We start from the raw sequence: 19,932 nt of genomic DNA on the forward strand, positions 1-19,932 counted from the left end.
TCTGACAAACCATTCTCTTAATGTTAACTTAATAAACATGCGTTCTCATTTATTCACTCGGTATGCCTTCCATATTTTATAAGGCTACTATTGCACGATTAAATTCAATACTAAGCCTATGTGTAATTGCAAAGAACTTCCCACTAGTGTGGTTGAACTCGACAGTTGGTGGCACAGTTTCCGTTTTTCGAATACATTAACTCACAATCGGCATTTTGAAACACCGGATAGTGAGTATTTCGAACCGCAGCTTGATTACACGGAATCCCTGTATCGCTGTGCGGAATGTGGGCAAGCATGGTACATCGAGTGTGCCCCAGAACAATCTCCTTATCCCTTATTCGCATTAAAGACTCAGGATGCCAAGTCATTACCTTCAGATAAAGAAGTAAAGGCAGCTAAAGTACACCTTTGCATCCTTGCGCACGGCGGGTTTGACTCAGAGAAATGTAGAATGGCAGGATGTAAAAACCTCAAATTATTGGGGCGAGAGTTGTGCCATTTTCATATTACCTTTCCATAACGAGTAGAATTCAATCGTGCTAACTGCAAACCAACACAGAAAGGATATAAAAGTAGCGGTCATTATTAAAAATGGCCGCTATTCCCTTCAATTCGCGGCCCGTTCTAGATCGCCATAAAATGAATATGGATAGCCATTTTCCAGCCATTCAGCATCGTCAATAACGCAAACATCATCTTCTATATAAATATCTGATGCCATTATTTTTATTGCGAAACCATTAGTTTTGTATTCCGGTCGATAATTATCATAGGTAATTTCGCCTCTGCCGAAATAGTCTTTGAGTTCTTCCCGCCATAATAGCTCGATCTCTGCACTAAACGGGCCGCTCCCCATTTTCCCTTTCAAGCTGGCGATAATCTTTTTCTTCTCAACAAAACCCCACCGCACGGCATCCAACGTCCAGGCATCGTCGCTAACGCTAAACTCACCAGAAAAAATCGCTAAAAGCGCGTCATTATTATCAGAACACATTTCATTTCCTTGAATATTCAAAATTTGTCAGTGGAACCGATTATCTCAAACGCTTTTTAATCGCCTGACTTACAGCCCAATAACCCAATCCTAACGCGGGTAGCGCAGCGCTTCCACAAACAGTGAGAAGGCAGTGGTGTGCTGCTTGCGGCTGGGATAATACAGGTAGTAACCGGGGAACGGTGGACACCATTCCGTTAGCACCCGCATCAGACGCCCGCTGGCAATATCATCTCGCACCGAATCTTCCGGTACATAGGCCAGACCGAGCCCGATGAGTGCCGCGTCGATCCGCTGGCGCAGGCTATTCATGGTCAGCTGTCCCTCAACACGGACCTTGATTTCCCGACCGTTTTTTTCAAATTCCCATGCATAGATGCCGCCCATCGTCGGTAGACGCAGGTTAATACAGCGGTGATGCTGCAAATCCTGTGGCGTCGCGGGGGCAGGATTACGAGCGAAATAGTTCGGGGAACCGACCACTGCCATGCTCATTTCCGGTGCGACACGCACAGCAATCATGTCTTTTTCCACCTGTTCTCCCAGGCGAATGCCCGCATCAAAGCGGCCGAGAACAATATCGGCTAAGGTATTATCCACCGTGATGTCGACGTTAATATCGGGATAATTCGCCAAAAATGGCTTTAACACCGGCCATAATATTGAATCAACCGCATGCTCCCCCGCCGTGATACGAATATTTCCCGCAGGCCGTTCGCGCATGTCGCCCAGCGCCACCAGCTCGCTTTCAATATCCGCGAAATGCGGGCCGAGGCTATGCGCCAGCTTCTCTCCCGCTTCCGTCGGTGCGACGCTGCGCGTGGTTCGGGTCAGCAAACGCACGCCAAGCCGCTCTTCAAGGCCGCGAATCGAATGGCTTAGTGCCGACTGGGAAAGCCCGAGCTTCGCCGCCGCTTTAGTAAAACTGCGTTCTCTTGCCACCACAAGGAACGAAATGAGGTCATTAAAATTTTCTTTTAACATCAGAGTGTCCGAAGAGTGGTGTCATGAATGATGTCCATGTGAAACGGTCGATCACGAATGAAGCCACGCTAAAAATCAGCAGCGGGACATAACATCCCCGCATTGCACGGCGTAATTAATGAATATAATTCATAGCCGCTTGCTGGTTTTGTCCTCTGGTGCTTCTCCGTAAATCGCAGTAACGTTTTGCACAGCCGCTGTCTTCCATCTTTCAGCAACCCTGAATGGTTCAATCACAGCGAATCTTTCAATCACTACAAATTCTTCAATAACAGCTACGCTTTCCATGAGATGACTTATCGCCTCTGTCGTGATGTTATCCATGTTAGCTTCGGCTGCGATTGCCGGAACGGAGGAAAAATTGAAAATTACCCGCAGTGGTTCACACCCGTCCCAACCTGGCCCGGAAAGCTATTTTTCCGGCAACGTACGTATCGACGCGCCCTTTCAGAGCACCGCACCCGCTCGGGTTGGTGGCGCGACCGTCACCTTTGAACCCGGTGCCCGCACGGCATGGCATACCCATCCGCTCGGTCAGACGCTGATCGTCACACAGGGTCGGGGCTGGCTTCAGGAATGGGGCGGCGAGATTCAGGAAATCAATCAGGGCGATATCGTCTGGATACCCGAAGGCGTAAAACACTGGCACGGCGCGACGGCACAAACCGCGATGACGCACATTGCCATTGCCGAATCACTTAATGGCAGCCCGGTTGAATGGCTGGAAAAAGTCAGCGACGAGCAGTACGGAAACGGGAAATAGCATAAGGAGAACGCCGCTATAAGCAAAAATAGCGACGGGTAGAAACAGCAAAGCCACTCAGCGTGAAACTGAATGGCTTTTTCCTGTGCTCCGCGATGCGGCTAGCGCATGTGGAGATTGACGCCAGAGACCTCTTTTCTGAGTTCAATAATCTCTTCAGCCAGCTCACGGCACAGCATCGCATTCATCAGATGATCCTGCGCGTGCACCACGATAAGTTCGATATTGGCTTTTTCCTTACTCTGGTTGCCAATAAATCCGGTCTGGATCAACTGCGCCCGGTTCAGCGCCACCGCCGCCATTTTTAATAATTCATCGACGTGATCCCACTCCCCTCGACGAGCGGATCTCAGTGCTTCCATTGCGCAGGAACGTGTTTCGCCAGATTTAACGATAAGCTCAATCATCCGCGTTTCTACATCCATTTTTCCATCCCCCGAATATCAGTTGCTGTGTCACCTTTTTGTCGGTCAATTAACCCCAAATTGCAGACAAGCGCACGTGACACCGAAGCAAGTACGGTGCATTTGTTGTATCGCTACTCACAGCCTGCAGAGTAAATATAGATGATCAATCAGGATTTGTTTCTGTAAATCATGACGTTATGTCTCATTTCCGATGAAATAAATTTCATAGAGACATCAGCCTATTTTTTAGACGATAGATGCATACAAATTCATACCTCGACACACCTAGAAATAAAATGATGACTGAAAGATCACACTCACCAGAACCTTAATTTAACCTTAAGAATGCGAAATAATAATAACTATCATTATTATTATCGATATGTAAAATCCATCGTCGACTGCCGCTACCTATCGGCCTGTGTCGCTAAAATCGCGTAGCTATCGTGAGTGACGCAGGGCTTCCCATGTAAGCCAGCCATACGCAAACACGACAGGTATTAATAAGGGTAAATACTATGAAGCTTCGTTTTGGATTGCTGAGTTCAGCCGTTTTATTCGCTTCCGGTTTGGCTCTCAGCGCATCGGCCACCGCAGCAGAAAACGATGAAGGGATTGTGATTTACAATGCCCAACATGAAAACCTCGTGAAATCCTGGGTTGACGGTTTTACCAAAGAAACTGGCATCAAGGTGACGTTGCGCAATGGCAGCGACACCGAATTGGGCAACCAACTGGTGCAGGAAGGGAAATCCTCCCCTGCCGATGTGTTCCTGACTGAGAATTCACCGTCAATGGTGCTGGTCGATAACGCCAATCTCTTTGCTCAGTTGGATAACGCTACCCTTGCTCAGGTGCCGTCTGACTATCGTCCATCCCACGGCCGCTGGATCGGGATTGCCGCACGCTCCACCGTCTTTGTTTACAATCCGACCAAATTTACCGACGCTCAACTGCCGAAATCCTTAGCCGATCTGGCGAAGCCTGAATGGAAAGGCCGCTGGGCTGCGTCTCCATCCGGTGCAGATTTTCAGGCCATTGTCAGCGCCTATCTGGAGCTGAAGGGTGAGCAAGCCACACAGGCGTGGCTGAAAGGCATGAAAGAGAACTTCACCGCCTACAAAGGTAACAGCACGGTGATGAAAGCCGTGAACGCAGGCCAGATTGATAGCGGTGTGATCTATCACTATTACCGTTTTGTCGATCAGGCTAAAACGGGCGAAAACAGTAACAACACGAAGCTGTACTACTTCAAGCATAAAGATCCGGGTGCGTTCGTCAGCATTTCCGGCGGCGGCGTGCTGGCATCCAGCAAACATGCGAAAGACGCACAGGCCTTCATTAAATGGATTACCGGCAAATCCGGTCAGGAGATCTTGCGCACCAACGATGCCTTTGAGTACGCCGTTGGCGTCAACGCGGCCTCAAATGACAAACTGGTTCCGCTGAAAGATCTGGATGCGCCGAAAGTCGATGCCGCCAAGCTCAACAGCAAAAAAGTCGTGGATCTGATGACGCAAGCTGGCTTGCTGTAACGCACAGATTATTGCGCATGGGTTATAGCATATTGATGTCATAACCCCCTTTCATCAGGGCGTGCGCGCCCTGATGAATCCTTACCCGAATGCCCGCTCAGCGTGGCTTCACCGTCTTAAAATATCGTCCTGACGAGGCAGCTACAGGCCGTATGACAAACGTTAGCTACAGCGAAACCACCCCGTTCATCGCCCCCTCTCCGCCATTACGCAAGCCAGCCGCGTTGCTGACCCTCATCGCCCTAACGCTATCCCTGCTGGGGTTTATTCCGCTGGGCTTTGTGATTGGCGTGAGTATTGATACCGGTTGGGAAACGGCGCGTGCGCTGCTCTTGCGCCCTCGCGTCGGCGAACTACTTACCAACACGGTGCTGCTGGTTATCCTGACGCTGCCGATTTGCACGGTGCTCGGCGTGCTGTTGGCCTGGCTGACGGAACGTACTACCCTGCCCGCCCGACGCCTGTGGTCCCTGCTGCTCACCGCGCCGCTGGCAATACCCGCATTTGTACAAAGCTATGCCTGGATCACGACCGCGCCCGGCCTGCATGGTCTGCCAGCTGGCGTGTTTTTATCCGTCGTCGCCTATTTGCCGTTTGTGTATTTACCCTGTGCAGCGACGCTGCGACGGCTGAATCCTGCGCTGGAAGATGTCGCGGCTACGCTGGGCGTGCCTCCCGTGACCGTATTTTTCCGCGTGGTACTGCCGCAGCTAAAGCTGGCTATCGGCGGCGGGCTGCTGCTGATTGCGCTGCATCTGCTGGCGGAATATGGTCTGTTCGCCATGATCCGATTCGATACCTTTACCACCGCGATTTTCGATCAGTTTCAGTCAACGTTTAATGGTCCGGCGGCTAACATGCTGGCTGGCGTGCTGGCGCTGCTGTGCCTGTTTCTGCTGTGTGCGGATGCCCGCGTGCGCGGCGTCACGCGCTATGCCCATGTCGGTTCCGGCGCGCCGCAGGCTGTCACGCTGGTACGCCTGTCGCTGCTTCCGCTGTTGCTGGCTTTGCTGCTACTGGCGACGCTGGTGCTGCTGACGCTCGGCGTGCCTTTTATTACGCTGTCTCGCTGGCTGTGGTTTGGAGGCTGGGAGGTGTGGCAGCGCCGCGAACTGCTGGATGCCTTTCGCCAGACCATGATGCTGGCGCTGAGCGGTGCCGCACTGACAACGCTGGCGGCGATCCCGATGGCCTGGCTGACAATTCGCCACCCCAGCCGCCTGTATCGGTTTCTGGAAGGGTGCAATTACATTACCAGCTCTCTGCCGGGTATCGTCGTCGCGCTGGCGCTGGTGACCACCACGATTCACCTCATCAGGCCGCTCTACCAGACTGAATTTACCGTGCTACTGGCTTACCTGTTGATGTTTATGCCACGGGCGCTGGTTAATCTACGCGCCGGTATCGCACAGGCTCCGGTGGAGCTGGAGCAGGTCGCTGCGAGTCTGGGGCGTTCGCCGTTGCAGACGCTAATGACTGTGACCGTTCGGCTGGCCGCACCCGGCGTTGCTACCGGGGCAACGCTCGTCTTTCTGGCGATCGTTAACGAGCTGACCGCCACGCTGCTGCTGGCTCCCAACGGCACCCGCACGCTGGCGACTGGTTTTTGGGCGCTTACCAGTGAGATCGATTATCCGGCGGCGGCGCCCTACGCGCTGATTCTGGTCCTACTATCGCTGCCGTGGACCTGGTTTCTCTACACGCAATCACAAAAAATGGCGGGGCTGTAATCATGTTAGAACTTCATCACGTCAGTAAAGGCTTTAACGGGCGCACCGTGCTGTCTGACATTCATCTGACGTTAGAAAACAGCCGCCGCACGGCGATTGTCGGCCCGTCTGGTTCGGGGAAAACCACGCTACTGCGCCTGATTGCCGGGTTTGAAAAACCAGATAGCGGTGTCATCACGCTGAACGGGCAGACGCTCTGCGGTAACGGGCTTTCCGTTCCTGCCCATCAGCGCAGAATCGGCTACGTACCGCAGGACGGCGCACTATTCCCGCATCTTTGCATCGCGGACAACATTGCATTTGGGCTCAAAGGGTCGAAGGCAGAAAAGCAAAAGCGCGTGGATGAGTTGATGGCGCTGGTGTCCCTTCCGGCGCATTTGCAGAAGCACTCGCCGCATGAGATTTCCGGCGGTCAGCAGCAGCGCGTTGCACTGGCTCGCGCGCTGGCGCAGCGCCCTGCATTAATGCTGCTGGATGAACCTTTTTCCGCGCTGGATACCGGCCTGCGTGCCTCCACCCGTAAAGCGGTGATGGACGTATTGCAGCGGGCTAATGTGGCATCGATTCTGGTGACTCACGATCAGGGAGAGGCACTGTCCTTTGCTGACCACGTTGTCGTCATGCGCGACGGCCAACTGTCGCAATCCGGCTCGCCGTGGGCGCTTTACCACCAACCTGCCAATGAGGACATCGCGACCTTCCTCGGCGAAACGCTAATTCTTGATGCACAGATCGACGGCGGTCAGGCTGACTGTCTGCTTGGGCGCATCGCGGTAGATCGCCCAACCGCAAGCGGGAAGGCAAGAATCATGCTCAGACCAGAACAGATCGCGATTCAGGATGCCGGGGTTAATAACGATAAGGTTAATAACGATAAGGTTGATAGTAATGAGGCAAATAGCACAGCAACCGTTCGCGCAACCATCCGTAAAGTTGATTTTTCCGGCTTCGTCTCGACGCTGACGCTGCACGTCCACCACGCAACAGCCGACATCATTGAACTGAAAACCGTCAGCCACGCTGCTTTTGCCGTCGGCCAGCAGGTCAGTCTGACGGTGAATGGCGCGGCACACGTTTTCAGTCAGTAACATCAATCGTTACGGCACGCGCAGGCGGCTTATCGCGCCGTCTGCGCGTTACGACTCACCAGCCAGACGCCCAGTAGAATAATCAGGACGCCGAGATTTTTCCGCAGGCTCATCGGTTCGTTCAGCCACGGCAGGAAAACCGCCGCCAGATAAACCACCGCGTAGCTCAGGCTAATCAGCGGATAGGCGCGGCTTAGCGGCAGATAGCGCAGCACCATGAACCAGCACACCATCGATAGCCCGTAGCAGAGCATCCCGATTAGCACCGCAACCGCAGGCCAGCCGGCCAGCAACGTGCTGAGCGACGGCCAGTGCGCGAGGGAAATGCTCGGCAGCGCCAGCATCCCGCTTTTCATTAACACCTGCGCGGTGCTGGCAAGCACAATGCTGCCAAGCGCCCAGACATAGCCCATTTTCGCCATCATCCCCCCTGCATCAGATAGATACCGGTGACAATCAGCGCAATGCCCCACCAGTGATGTTTGTCCACACGTTCGCCAAACCCATAGTGCGCCAGCAGCGTGACCAACACAAAATTGATGCTCAGCAGCGGATACGCCACGCCGAGCGGGATATGCTGCAACACCACAAGCCACAGCAGCAGCCCGATACCCAGCAGCAAAGCCGCCAGCATCAGCCACCCCAGCGTCACGCGTCGACGCCGATCTGTGGGTAAACGCCGCCAGCACTCCGCTGCCCGTTTCTGGCACAGCTGTCCCAGACTGGTCAGCAGGCAGACGATAGCCACCAGTAGATAACTCATGGCGCTATCTGCTTATAAAACAACAGCACGTAGCGGTGCGATTTTTTCAGCTGATCGGGGGCAGGCAGACTGCGGTATTCCTCATCGGTATCCCTATCGACCTTCAGCACCAGTGCGACATTTCCGCTACGCCGTTTCTCCGCAAGCCAGGTCGGGAAAGCGCCCTCATCCACAAAGCGGTCAGTGGAATCGGCGTAGTCCAGCCCGTAGTTCAATTCGCCCCGCGCCTTGAATAAAGTGATATCACTGCGTTTCAGCTCCCACGCCAGTCCGGCCGCCAGCCCAACCTCATCGCTCAGCACATAGCGGCTCTCCTCCAGCAACGGCTGATGGCTACGAATAAAGGTTTGAGGGTTCTTTGAATCGACCACGCTCGCCGGAATACTCCCGCCAACGAGCAGTGCCAGAAATAGCGGACAACCCGCCACCAGATAGCCCCACGATCGCGGCTTTCTCAGGCTAACAGCGGCAAAGGCAATCCAGCCGATAAAGCAGACGACGCCCGAGACGATGGTCAGCCCTTCTCCCGGTTGATAGAAATGCGGCACGATGATGCCGAGGCCCAGCGTGGCAACGGCGAGCGCCAGTACGCTGCCGAAGGCGATGTTGAGCCAGCTATTGATGCGCAATACACGTTCACGTACCGCTGGGGCCAGCCCGGAAATCCACGCCGCCATCAGCAGCGCCAGCGGCGCAAAGCACGGCAGAATGTAGGTCAGCAGCTTGCCTTTAGCGATGCTGAAAAACAGCAGCGGCATCACCATCCAGTACAGCAGGAGGAACCGTTCCGGGTTCGCTTTTCGTTCGCTCCAGCCGCTGCGCAACGCGCCCGGCAGCAGCGCAAGCCAGGGGAATGCGCCGACCATCAGCACCGGCAGGTAATACCAGAACGGCGCTTTATGCTGGGCATCGTCTTCCGCAAAACGCTGGATATGCTCAATCCAAAAGAAGTAGTGCCAGTAATCGGCTTCTCGCGCATGCACCGCCAGCGCCCACGGCGCACTTATCAATACCGCGACGACAATCGCCAGCGGCCCGAACAGCAGCAATTCCTTAATCCGCTTTTGCGCCAGCGCCACCGGCAGCACGCTGATGACCGGCAAGGCCAGTGCCAGAAAGCCTTTGGTCATGAATCCCATGCCGCAGGCCAGCCCCATCAGCCCCCAGGCCACGAGCCGTTCGCGCGTCAGCGTGGCGCGCTGAATCAGCACGTGGCTGAACAGCGCCGCCGTCATCCAGAGCGTCACCATCGGATCGAGCACGCTGTAGGTGCCAATGCCATACACCAGCAGCGAGGTCAGATAGATCGTCGCCGCCAGCAGCGCGGTACGCTGGTTTTTCCACAGCAACAGCGCCAGCCAAAACACCAGCAGCGCGCTCAACCCAGTAGAAAATACCGCGGCAAAGCGCACGGCAAAATTGGTATGACCTAATAGCCACTGGCTAATGTTATTCATCCAGTAGCCCGCAACAGGTTTCTCAAAATAGCGAATACCCAGCAAATGCGGCACGATCCAATCGCCGCGCTGAAGCATCTCGCGGCTGATTTCCGCATAGCGCGTTTCGTCCGGTGACCACAGCCAGCGACCGTTAAGCGGCAACAGGTAGAGCAAAGCAAATAACACCAATATCACGGTGCTTTTCAGCTTTATCATGCCTTTTTCCATGCTATCTCCTGCTTTATTTATTCTTCCGTTTGTACGCCAAGCCACCCTTCCCGTCCGGGAAACGGCGCACGTTCAATCCGCCCGACGGGCAGCGTAGCGGGGTCATCAGGCAGTAAGGCGGAAAGTGGACAAAATTCGATGTGCTGCTGGCGGGCGCGAAGCAGCAGCTGACGGAACTGCGCCAGCTTCGCGCCACCTTCAACCTCCGCATGGATGGTGTAGACCGGCACGCCGCGATCCTGCTGGATCGCCTCAAGAATAAAGTCGTTAAATTCGCCGTCGCTCACGCGCTCGCCGATGACTTCATCGTAGGTCGGCAAGGTGACCGGGATCTGCACGGTGCCCAACTCACCATTTTCCAGGCGCGGTCGAAAAGGTCGGGTGCCGCGACAATCGCTGTTATAGTCCAGATTCCAGCGCTGCTTCATCTCAACAACGCGCGAATCAGCTCGCCAGCCAGCCACGGCGGAACAGCGCACTGGCAATGGCAGTATCGACGTCAGCACATCCATTCCTTCACGGAACTGCGCAGCCAACTGAGCATCCGACCAGCGGGCGACATTCGCCTGCCAGCCATGATGATCCCAGGCATGTAGCCCGACTTCATGGCCTGCGTCGTGCGTCTGGCGGATTAACGAGCCAAATCGTTCACCGATACGACGCCCAGGCCATGCGGTGCCAGCCAGCAAGATATCCCAGCCGTAGAGCGAGGCCGCGTTGGAGCGCAGCATCTTCCATAAAAAGCGTGGACGCAGCAGACGCCACAGGTGACGCCCCATGTTGTCCGGTCCGACGCTAAAAAAGAAGCTCGCCTGAATATCGAACTCTGCCAGTACATTTAGCAGCGCGGGCACGCCGTCCCGCGTACCGCGCCAGGTATCAACATCTATCCGCAGGCCAACACGCGTCATCCCTGCGCATCCTTGGCGTCAGCAGTGTGCTGAGGGTCGACGGTACGCAGAAAATAGTCCAGCGTTTCCGCGACGGTTTGATCCATCTTTACCGTCGGCGCCCATGCCAGCAGGCGTTTGGCGTTGCGAATGCTCGGCGTACGGTGCTCCACATCCTGATAGCCTTTGCCGTAATAGCTGCTGCTTTCCACGTCAATAAACCCGGCGAACGGCGGGAAGTGGTCGCGCAGCGGATGCGCATTAAAGCTGGTCAGCAACATTTCACCCAGCTCGCGGATACTGGCTTCATTATGCGGATTACCGATATTGATGATCTGCCCGTCGCACTGGCCGTTGCGGTTTTCAATAATGCGGAACAGCGCTTCAATGCCGTCGTGAATGTCGGTAAAGCAGCGCTTCTGCGCCCCGCCGTCCACCAGCTTGATCGGCGATCCTTCCACCAGATTGAGGATCAGTTGGGTAATCGCACGGGAGCTGCCGATGCGTGCCGCATCCAGCGTATCCAGACGCGGCCCCATCCAGTTAAACGGACGGAACAGCGTAAAGCGCAGGCCGTTTTTCGCACCGTACGCCCAGATCACCCGATCCAGCAGTTGCTTGGACACGGAGTAGATCCAGCGCTGCTTGTTGATCGGCCCGACAATCAAACGTGAGGTATCTTCATCAAACTCTTTGTCATCACACATGCCGTACACTTCTGAAGTGGACGGGAAGACAATGCGTTTGTTGTAGCGCACGCAGTCGCGCACGATTTTCAGGTTTTCTTCAAAATCCAGTTCAAACACACGCAGCGGGTTACGGGTGTATTCGATAGGCGTGGCAATCGCCACCAGCGGCAAAATGACATCGCATTTCTTGATGTGGTATTCGATCCATTCGTTATGAATGCTGATATCGCCTTCCACAAAATGAAAACGCGGATCGCCAAGAAAACGGGCGATGGCATCCGAGCTGATATCCAGCCCGTAAATCTCATAGCGATCGTCACGCAACAGGCGTTCGGTCAGGTGGTTACCAATAAAACCATTCACGCCGAGGATCAGCACGCGCGTGCGGCGTCGCTGCACACGGCTGGCGAGGTTACCCAGTTTCGCCTGTGGCACCATGCCCATTTCCGCCGCCAGCCGGCTGCCTGACATATACAGTCCGGCTTCACTCTGCCCGCTGACGATCTCAAGCGCATCCTCACCACAGGACACCACCAGCGGCGATGTCGAGATGATCGCGCCCGGTTCCTGCTTCACCCCATTGACCCCCACATCGTTGCTTTTAACGCGATTAACCTTCACTACACGAGCACGCCAGATAATCACTTTGCGCTCACCGAGGAACGTAAACGCGCCCGGATACGGTTCCGTCACCGCGCGGATCAGGTTGTTAATCTCACAGGCGCTTTTTTGCCAGTCGATCAGCCCGTCTACCGCCGTGCGACGTCCGAAATAGCTGGCACGGCTCTCATCCTGCGGCGTCAGCGTAATCTCACGTGAGCGAATCAGCGGCAGTTGCTGCGCCAGCAGCGCGGCAGCAGCGGTACGACATTTGCCATGAAGCGTCAGCGCCGTGTCTTCCTCATCAATCGCCACCACGGACTGGGCGACGATATCGCCGGCATCGGCGCGAGATACCATCTTGTGCAGCGTCACGCCCGTCTGCGTTTCGCCGTTCACCAGCACCCAGTTCACCGGCGCACGTCCGCGATAGCGCGGCAGCAGTGAACCGTGCAGATTAAATGCGCCAAACGACGGTAGCTGGAGAATGTCATCGCTTAATAGCGTACGGTAATAGAAGGAAAAAATAACATCCGGCGCCAGTTCCCGAATGCGGTTCACCCAGAGCGGATGGTTAACGTCTTCTGGCGCAAACACTGGCACATCCATCTCGGCAGCCGCTTTCGCCACTGAGGCGTAGAAGTGGTTCTCGCCCGGCGCATCGCTGTGCGTGAACACCGCCTGAATCTCATAGCCCGCGAGCTTTAACGCCTCAAGGCCGACACAGCCGATATCATGGTAGGCAAATACGATCGCTTTCATTCTTCTTCATCCCGTAAAGTGGTAGCCAGTGGCGTTGCCGCACTCACTGTTTTTTGCACAAAATAGCGTGGCCGGGCACGGACATCGGTATAGATACGGCCGATGTATTCCCCTAAGAGCCCCATCCCAACGAACTGCGCGCCGATAAACATGAACAGCACGGCAAATAGCGTGAACACACCCTCTGCCGCCCATTCCGCACCGAAAAACAGACGCAGGCCGATCAACAGCAACGCCAGCAGGAAGCCCGACAGCGCAACGACGCTGCCAATCAGACTGAGTATGCGCAGCGGCGTCGTCGTCAGGCAGGTCAGCAGGTCGTACATCAGGTTAATCAGCTTCAGAAAGCTGTATTTGGACGTGCCGAATTCACGCTCGGCGTGCAGCACATCGATCTCGATGGTTTTCCGGGCGAAGGTGTTGGCAAGGATAGGAATAAAGGTGCTGCGTTCGTGACAGCGCAGCATCGCGCTGACAATGTGGCGACGATACGCGCGCAGCATGCAGCCGTAATCCGCCATAGATTTCCCGGTCGAGCGCCGGATCATCATGTTGATGGTTTTCGAGGCCAGTTTGCGAAACAGCGAATCTTTCCGGTTTGCCCGCACGGTGCCGACCACGTCATACCCTTGTGCGGCATACTCCACCAGCCGCGGGATTTCTTCCGGCGGGTTCTGCAAATCGGCATCCAGCGTGATAATCACATCGCCCACCGCCTGCTGGAATCCCGCCATGATGGCTGAGTGCTGGCCATAGTTACGGTTCAGCAGCACGGCGATAATGTGCTTTTCCGGATCGCTCGCCGCTTCGGTCAGCAGATCCGCCGAACGATCGCTGCTGCCGTCATCGACCAGAATAATTTCCCAGGGTTTACCGATCTTCTGACAGGCCGCCAGCGTGCGTTCGATCAGCACAGGCAAACTCTCTTCTTCGTTATAAACGGGAATCACAACGGAAACATTTTTGATGTCATCAATCACGAACAGACTCCAGAATCGAGGTTAGCGCCGCGACGACGCGATCGACATCGCTGTCCTGCATATCGGGGAACAGCGGCAGCGTCATCAGCGACGCCGAATTCCACTCCGTTGCCGGCAGGTGCAAGTGGGGATAGCGCTCACGGTAATATTTCTGTGTATGCACCGCTCTGAAATGCAGCCCGGTGCCAATACCGTGTGCCTGCAACGCCACCATCAAATCATCGCGTGATATGCCGCACTGCGTTTCATCCACGCGCACCATAAACAGATGCCAGGCGTGCAGATGGGGGTAGTCAGGAACAGCCAGCGGCTGGAGCGGCAGCGAGCGCAGTTGGGTGAGATAGCGCGCCGCAAGCTGCTGACGGCGGGCGTTGATCGCCGGGAGTTTATCCAGTTGCACCAGCGCAATCGCCGCATTGATGTCCGCTAGATTGTATTTAAACCCCGGCGTCACCACTTCGGCCTGTGGCTTACGCCCCTGCAACTGCCTGTCGAACGCATCCACGCCCAGCCCGTGAAACTTCAGGCTGCGTATGCGCTCGGCGAGCGCTTCGTCGTCCGTCACCACCATGCCGCCTTCCGCACAGGTGATGTTCTTAATCGCATGAAACGAGAAAATGGCCGTTCCGCGCGCGCCGATCCATTCATCACGATATTGCGTACCCACGGCGTGCGCCGCATCCTCAATCAGCGGGATGCCGTAGCGCTCGCTGAGCGCACGAAGCGCCGCCAGATCGGCCGGAGCGCCAGCATAGTGCACGGGAATAATCGCTTTGGTCTTCGGTGTGATAGCCGCCTCAATATCCTGCGGTCGCACCATCAACGTATGCCGATCCACGTCGACCATCACTGGCTCCGCGCCCAATAGCGTGATGATATTGATGGTTGAAACCCAGGTCTGAGACGGCGTAATCACCTCGTCGCCGGGGCCAATACCGAGCGCCATCAGCGTGACGTGCATGCCGCCCGTCGCCGAGCTGACCGCAATCGCCTGTCGACACCCGATTCGCTGGCAAAACGCCTGCTCTAATTGCTGACATTTCGGCCCCGTGGTTATCCAGCCGGATCGTAATACTTCCGCCACGGCAGCAATTTCCTCTTCGCCCATGTTCGGGCGGGAAAAAGGCAAAAAATCCGTCATAACGTATTCCCAAAATAAATAATGGCGAGAAATCATCATTCCGCAGTCTAAATAACGAAGCCTTAAGCCAACCTTAATTTATTGCGATAATCATAAAACCACAGATAAACGGCACGACATGATAAAACGGCCAAAAGACATAATTAATTACAATGCAAAAATGAACTTTTCGCGAATAGCCGAATAACAAAATGTCGTTTTATTGATTTACGGCAAGAAATCAATCTTCGCCAAATAAGTCTCGCGTATAGACTTTGCCCCTCACATCGTTTAATTCATCGGCATAACGATTGGTAATAATAATGTCACACTGTTGTTTGAAACTGTCGAGTTGATGAATGACAGGAAAATCTAAAAAATCATCATCATCAATCCCAGGCTCATAAATTACCACCTTGATTCCTTTCGCTTTTATCCTCTTCATAATCCCCTGAATGGAAGAAAAGCGAAAATTATCCGACCCCGCTTTCATGATGAGGCGGTGGACGCCAACGGTTTTCGGATGACGACGGATAATCGTGTCGGCAATGAAATCTTTTCGTGTATGGTTAGCATCCACGATAGCCTTGATCAGGTTATTCGGCACGGTACGATAATTCGCCAAAAGCTGCCGGGTGTCCTTCGGTAAACAGTAGCCGCCATAGCCGAACGACGGATTATTGTAGTAATCGCCAATACGCGGATCGAGGCATACCCCTTCAATAATCTGCCGGGTATTCAGCCCCAGCGATTCGGCATAACTGTCCAACTCGTTAAAGTAGGCCACGCGCATCGCCAAAAAGGTATTTGCAAACAATTTTATCGCTTCAGCTTCGGTTGGGTCGGTAAACAGCACGCGAATATCTTTTTTTAATGCACATTCCATCAATAAGTTAGCGAAGAATCTCGCCCTTTCTGACCGCTCGCCCACCACAATTCGCGACGGGTAAAGATTGTCGTGTAACGCCTTGCCTTCACGCAAAAACTCGGGCGAAAAAATGACGTTATCCGTATCCAACTGCTGGCTGATTTTCTCGGTGAAGCCAACGGGCACCGTCGATTTAATCACCATAATGGCCTGCGGATTAATCGCCAGCACGTCGCGAATGACGGCCTCTACCGACGACGTGTTGAAATAGTTGGTTTGCGGATCGTAATCTGTCGGCGTAGCGATGATCACGAACTGCGCGTCGGTATACGCCTCATGTTTATCCAGCGTCGCGGAAAAATTCAGCGTTTCATGTTGTAAAAAACGCTCAATCTCGGCGTCATTAATCGGCGATTTTCGTTGATTCAACAGCGCCACTTTTTCCGCCACAATATCCAACGCCACAACCTGATGCTGTTGCGCTAATAATAATCCATTCGATAAACCGACATATCCCGTTCCGCTAATCGCTATTTTCATGAAGGGCTCTTTATTTCATTACTGGCTAAAAACCTATTTCGCCGCAGTATCTTTCTTCTGTTTTCATCTGAATAGAGGGGTAACATGTCAATTTATTTCCTGTTCCTCTCCCGCGATGCACCGCTACCATTCACAAATACACTGTTACTTTATCCGTCGATAACGTCGGAAGCACAGCATCCTTATCATTAGCAATTCCAGTTAAACGCCAATTAAACATAGCGTATTTAATGATAAATAAAGATCTTCTTACACCTTGTGACCTTTTTAAATCATTAGCGTGAAAACAAATTTTCATGAATTTATGTAACACGACGTCATTTATCTTAGATCATATTGGCGAATAAACATGATGATACCGGTTTATTTTCAAGTTGTTATCAACGCTACATGGAGATACTGTGTAGAGACGTTACTTTATTATCAAAGTGGTTTATTGTTCGATAAAATCGACAAAAAAATCATAAGCCTGCCTCATCAATTGCCAGCGCAACGGTCAGAAACGTCTACACTTATCATCAGTCATTTATTTGGCTAAGGATGGGAAGGACAATGAAGGTCAGCACGCGCGACAAGGCTGGGATTCCACTTTGTTGATGAATTAACCAAAGATAACCTCGCTACGAAAATCTCCAGACCATCCGGCACATTGTCGTTTGGCCGCTATGCTATCTTTTTTCCTTCATGCTGTTTCAGGACACTCAACGCCACTCGATTGAACAGCGCCATATTGGGCATTGTTAACGATTCCGGTATTGATCCTTCCATCAAAAGCGCCCAACATTCCGTCATCAAAAGGAATAGTTTACTGTCAAAGGACAATGACAATGCCGGGTGCTGCTCGTCTCAACGACATTGGAAGTGGTCATGACTGCTTCCCTGAAACACCGATAATCGAAGGCAGTCCTGATGTGATTATTAATGGTCAGCCTGCGGCTCGACAAGGCGATACCGTTCTGCTTCACGGTTGTCCCTGTCCCAATGCACCCCATGGTGTTCATTCCCGAAAAATCGCCGAAGGTTCATCCACCGTCATTATTAACGGCAAGCCCGCTGCGCGTATTGGGGATGGTATCAATTGCGGTGGTGTCATCATATCGGGTAGTGGCAACGTCATTATTGGTGATACACCCCATCGTTCTCCCGTTCAGGACTGTGCTAAACAGGCAGCATTAACTCGTGCGCCATTGTTGGCATTAACACCAATGCTGACGGTTCCCCCTGTTTACGCTAAATCCTGTTTGCTTGCTGACGGTTGTACGAAGGCAGGAACAGAAGAAGAACCTGTCGAAAATTTTGGGGACATGGTGCTGTTTGCCCAGCCTGAGCAAGATAACTGCTGTGGTTATGGTCATCATGATGAAAGCCATGAGATCATTCAACACGCGCAGGCGACTAAGAAGAAAGAAAAGGAAGCAGTTGCAACTGCACCATCACCCACTAAAGTTCCTGAACTAGAGCCTTGGTATAAAACGCTGTTTGATTTGCTAGTTGCGACGGATGATAAAACGCATTCTCCGCGATCAACGTCTAAATCGTTTGCTAATCCTGTTGTCGCGGAGAAACAGGAAGAGCCTACTGTTGCCAGTGCAGGTGTCGGTTTACTGACGGCTACAGGGGTCATGACACAAGTCTGGGGAGAATGGTCGCTGGGTGGTGTGCTGAGCGCAGCAAGGGGCGTGCCGTATATTGGTGCATTAGCCTCTGCGCTCTATATTCCTTCTGCTGGGGAAGGCAGTGATAAGGTTCCGGGACGAGATGAACACTGGTTAGAGGATGAGTTACGGCGTAAAGGCTGGGCGGGGGAAACGGCAACGACGCGCGTCCGGTTTTTTTGGCGTCCCGATATTCATGGCAAAATGCAGGTGTATGGTGTTCATACAGGCGAGGGAACGCCCTATGAAGGTGTACGTGTTGCCAATATGGTGTGGGATGCGAAAATTCAGGGCTATACCTTCACACCTGCGCCCGGAGTGGATGGGCCAACCATAACGTGGACACCAGAAAAACCTGAAGGAGCAGAACCTGTTACACATACAGGTAGCCCGGTAAAACCCATCGTCCAACCAACAATCCTGATCTATCCTATTCCTGAAGATGAAACGGAGACTACCACGCCCCCGTTTCCCGTGCCGGATGAGCAGGATTTTAATGACTGGATCTTGGTATTCCCAGATGGTTCAGAGATAAAACCCATCTATGTTTATTTGCAATCGACGCGGGATAAACCCGGAACCGTAACAGGAAAAGGTGAGGTATTGAGTGGTGAAGATAAATGGCTGGAAGCTGCCAGTTCAGGATTAGGTGCGCCAGTGCCTGCACAGGTCGCGGATAAACTGAGAGGCCAGAAATTTGAACGTTTTGATGATTTCAGGGAAGCATTTTGGCTGGCTGTTGCTGAATGTCCAGAGTTAGCGGAGCAATTTAGTCGGCATAATATAAGCAGGATGAAAAAAGGATTGTCACCCCGAACCATTACGACAGAACATGTAGGGAAGCGGCGTTCATTTGAATTACATCATGTTGAATTAGTTTCTGAAGGCGGGGAGGTATACGATATTGATAACCTTAAAGTTGCAACCCCGAAAAATCACATTAACATTCATTCTGGTTGATAGGAAACAATTATGAAAATGAAAAATAACTTTTCAGAATATACAAAAAAAGAATTTATTAATTTAATTTCTGAAATATGTGATGCTAATGGTGATGATGAACATCAAGATTTTTTACTTGAATATTTGATTAAAATCACTGAGTATGCATCGGTTTCTGACGTTATCTATTATCCCTCAGATGGAGATGATGATTCACCTGAGGGAATTTCAAATGCCATTATTAAATGGAGGAGGTCGAGAAATCTTCCGTTGTTCAAGGATTCAGACTGATTTTTCTGCGACTCTTAGTAAAAGAGTTGCAGGTTATTATAAATAATTACATCTCAAAGTATTTTCAAGAAAACCTCATGGAGATAATAAATAAAGAATTAAATAATTACACTGAAGAAGATTTCCTTCAATTTGTTAGAGATATCGTTGAAGTGAACTCTTCTTCCGAAGAGGAACATCATAAATGGGTTAATCATTTTGAAAAATTAGTGGAACATCCTGATGGTAATGGTGTTATTTATTATCCAGAAGATGACAATGATGGGACACCGGAAGGGATTGTTAAATTTGTAAAACGTTGGCGAAAATCTCAAGGGCTTTCATTATTTAAAGACTCTGAGTAATGAATGTTTATTCGGCCTGTAATCCTATAATAAATAGGGTTGCAGGCTGATACGAGCATCAGATCTCAAACTCTTCCAGCTTTTTACCGCTCTCAATAGCAGCAGCAATCGCTATTTTCATGAAGGGCTCTTTATTTCATTACTGACTAAAAACCTATTTCGCCGCAGTATCTTTCTTCTGTTTTCATCTGAATAGAGGGGTAACATGTCAATTTATTTCCTGTTCCTCTCCCGCGATGCATCGCTACCATTCACAAATACACTGTTACTTTATCCGTCGATAACGTCGGAAGCACAGCATCCTTATCATTAGCAAT

General features: G+C 52.4%; 19 protein-coding genes. 7 read left to right on the top strand and 12 right to left on the bottom strand.

Translation table 11 applies throughout. The annotated features are described in order from the left end of the window. Window positions 1-610 precede the first annotated feature (610 nt). The 3 genes from Q3A88_RS02500 to Q3A88_RS02510 all read right to left on the bottom strand — a co-directional run bounded on the left by Q3A88_RS02500 (window position 611) and on the right by Q3A88_RS02510 (window position 2,305). Window positions 611-997 (bottom strand): hypothetical protein, encoded by a 387-nt coding sequence (locus tag Q3A88_RS02500; protein WP_317177344.1) that lies wholly within the window; start codon window positions 995-997, stop codon window positions 611-613. A gap of 90 nt (window positions 998-1,087) precedes the next feature. After that, on the bottom strand, window positions 1,088-1,981 hold the full coding sequence (locus Q3A88_RS02505) for a LysR family transcriptional regulator (RefSeq protein WP_317177345.1): 894 nt from the start codon (window positions 1,979-1,981) through the stop codon (window positions 1,088-1,090). A 129-nt stretch (window positions 1,982-2,110) separates the two neighbouring features. Beyond that, window positions 2,111-2,305, bottom strand: a complete 195-nt coding sequence (locus Q3A88_RS02510; protein WP_317177346.1) for a hypothetical protein — start codon at window positions 2,303-2,305, stop codon at window positions 2,111-2,113. On the opposite strand from Q3A88_RS02510, the gene Q3A88_RS02515 reads away from it, so the two are divergent. Next, on the top strand, window positions 2,304-2,744 hold the full coding sequence (locus Q3A88_RS02515; protein WP_205566328.1) for a cupin domain-containing protein: 441 nt from the start codon (window positions 2,304-2,306) through the stop codon (window positions 2,742-2,744). The genes Q3A88_RS02510 and Q3A88_RS02515 overlap by 2 nt on opposite strands. Before the next feature lie 101 nt (window positions 2,745-2,845). On the opposite strand, the gene Q3A88_RS02520 is transcribed toward Q3A88_RS02515, so the two are convergent. Then, a complete protein-coding gene (locus Q3A88_RS02520) occupies window positions 2,846-3,169 on the bottom strand; it encodes a PTS lactose/cellobiose transporter subunit IIA (RefSeq protein WP_010280285.1) in 324 nt (107 codons plus the stop codon). Between the two features lie 500 nt (window positions 3,170-3,669). On the opposite strand from Q3A88_RS02520, the gene Q3A88_RS02525 reads away from it, so the two are divergent. From Q3A88_RS02525 to Q3A88_RS02535, 3 genes are all read left to right on the top strand, one after another. Then, complete coding sequence (locus Q3A88_RS02525) at window positions 3,670-4,686, top strand: iron ABC transporter substrate-binding protein (RefSeq protein ID WP_180785139.1); 1,017 nt, start codon at window positions 3,670-3,672, stop codon at window positions 4,684-4,686. A 152-nt stretch (window positions 4,687-4,838) separates the two neighbouring features. Continuing rightward, on the top strand, window positions 4,839-6,416 hold the full coding sequence (locus Q3A88_RS02530; RefSeq protein ID WP_317177347.1) for an iron ABC transporter permease: 1,578 nt from the start codon (window positions 4,839-4,841) through the stop codon (window positions 6,414-6,416). Window positions 6,417-6,418: 2 nt separating this feature from the next. After that, window positions 6,419-7,504, top strand: a complete 1,086-nt coding sequence (locus Q3A88_RS02535; protein ID WP_317177348.1) for an ABC transporter ATP-binding protein — start codon at window positions 6,419-6,421, stop codon at window positions 7,502-7,504. A 29-nt stretch (window positions 7,505-7,533) separates the two neighbouring features. Here Q3A88_RS02535 and arnF read toward each other — a convergent pair whose 3' ends face one another. From arnF to Q3A88_RS02575, 8 genes are all read right to left on the bottom strand, one after another. Next, window positions 7,534-7,926, bottom strand: a complete 393-nt coding sequence (gene arnF, locus Q3A88_RS02540; RefSeq protein ID WP_110162136.1) for a 4-amino-4-deoxy-L-arabinose-phosphoundecaprenol flippase subunit ArnF — start codon at window positions 7,924-7,926, stop codon at window positions 7,534-7,536. Next, on the bottom strand, window positions 7,926-8,267 hold the full coding sequence (gene arnE, locus Q3A88_RS02545) for a 4-amino-4-deoxy-L-arabinose-phosphoundecaprenol flippase subunit ArnE (RefSeq protein WP_039497627.1): 342 nt from the start codon (window positions 8,265-8,267) through the stop codon (window positions 7,926-7,928). The genes arnF and arnE overlap by 1 nt, the downstream gene beginning before the upstream one ends. After that, window positions 8,264-9,934 (bottom strand): lipid IV(A) 4-amino-4-deoxy-L-arabinosyltransferase, encoded by a 1,671-nt coding sequence (gene arnT / locus Q3A88_RS02550; protein WP_110162135.1) that lies wholly within the window; start codon window positions 9,932-9,934, stop codon window positions 8,264-8,266. The genes arnE and arnT overlap by 4 nt, the downstream gene beginning before the upstream one ends. A gap of 17 nt (window positions 9,935-9,951) precedes the next feature. Beyond that, window positions 9,952-10,845 (bottom strand): 4-deoxy-4-formamido-L-arabinose-phosphoundecaprenol deformylase, encoded by an 894-nt coding sequence (gene arnD, locus Q3A88_RS02555; RefSeq protein WP_110162134.1) that lies wholly within the window; start codon window positions 10,843-10,845, stop codon window positions 9,952-9,954. Further along, window positions 10,842-12,875, bottom strand: coding sequence for a bifunctional UDP-4-amino-4-deoxy-L-arabinose formyltransferase/UDP-glucuronic acid oxidase ArnA (gene arnA / locus Q3A88_RS02560; protein ID WP_317177349.1), 2,034 nt, complete (start codon window positions 12,873-12,875; stop codon window positions 10,842-10,844). Before arnA ends, arnD begins: the two co-directional genes overlap by 4 nt. Continuing rightward, on the bottom strand, window positions 12,872-13,855 hold the full coding sequence (gene arnC / locus Q3A88_RS02565; RefSeq protein WP_039503106.1) for an undecaprenyl-phosphate 4-deoxy-4-formamido-L-arabinose transferase: 984 nt from the start codon (window positions 13,853-13,855) through the stop codon (window positions 12,872-12,874). Before arnC ends, arnA begins: the two co-directional genes overlap by 4 nt. Beyond that, window positions 13,848-14,996 (bottom strand): UDP-4-amino-4-deoxy-L-arabinose aminotransferase, encoded by a 1,149-nt coding sequence (gene arnB / locus Q3A88_RS02570; protein WP_317177350.1) that lies wholly within the window; start codon window positions 14,994-14,996, stop codon window positions 13,848-13,850. Before arnB ends, arnC begins: the two co-directional genes overlap by 8 nt. A 220-nt stretch (window positions 14,997-15,216) precedes the next feature. Next, window positions 15,217-16,383, bottom strand: a complete 1,167-nt coding sequence (locus Q3A88_RS02575; RefSeq protein ID WP_039284663.1) for a nucleotide sugar dehydrogenase — start codon at window positions 16,381-16,383, stop codon at window positions 15,217-15,219. An 827-nt stretch (window positions 16,384-17,210) separates the two neighbouring features. Between Q3A88_RS02575 and Q3A88_RS02585 the strand changes: the two genes are divergently transcribed. The 3 genes from Q3A88_RS02585 (at window position 17,211) to Q3A88_RS02595 (ending at window position 19,615) form a co-directional block, all read left to right on the top strand. Beyond that, a complete protein-coding gene (locus Q3A88_RS02585) occupies window positions 17,211-18,998 on the top strand; it encodes a type VI secretion system PAAR protein (RefSeq protein ID WP_317177351.1) in 1,788 nt (595 codons plus the stop codon). A 12-nt stretch (window positions 18,999-19,010) separates the two neighbouring features. Next, window positions 19,011-19,271: a bacteriocin immunity protein gene (locus Q3A88_RS02590; RefSeq protein ID WP_317177352.1), complete on the top strand. Its 261-nt coding sequence runs from the start codon at window positions 19,011-19,013 to the stop codon at window positions 19,269-19,271. 77 nt (window positions 19,272-19,348) lie between these two features. Then, window positions 19,349-19,615 (top strand): bacteriocin immunity protein, encoded by a 267-nt coding sequence (locus Q3A88_RS02595; RefSeq protein WP_317177353.1) that lies wholly within the window; start codon window positions 19,349-19,351, stop codon window positions 19,613-19,615. The last annotated feature ends 317 nt before the right edge of the window (window positions 19,616-19,932 follow it).

It is taken from the genome of Pectobacterium sp. HCp5_1, from assembly GCF_032905925.1.
Lineage (GTDB): Bacteria > Pseudomonadota > Gammaproteobacteria > Enterobacterales > Enterobacteriaceae > Pectobacterium > Pectobacterium brasiliense_A.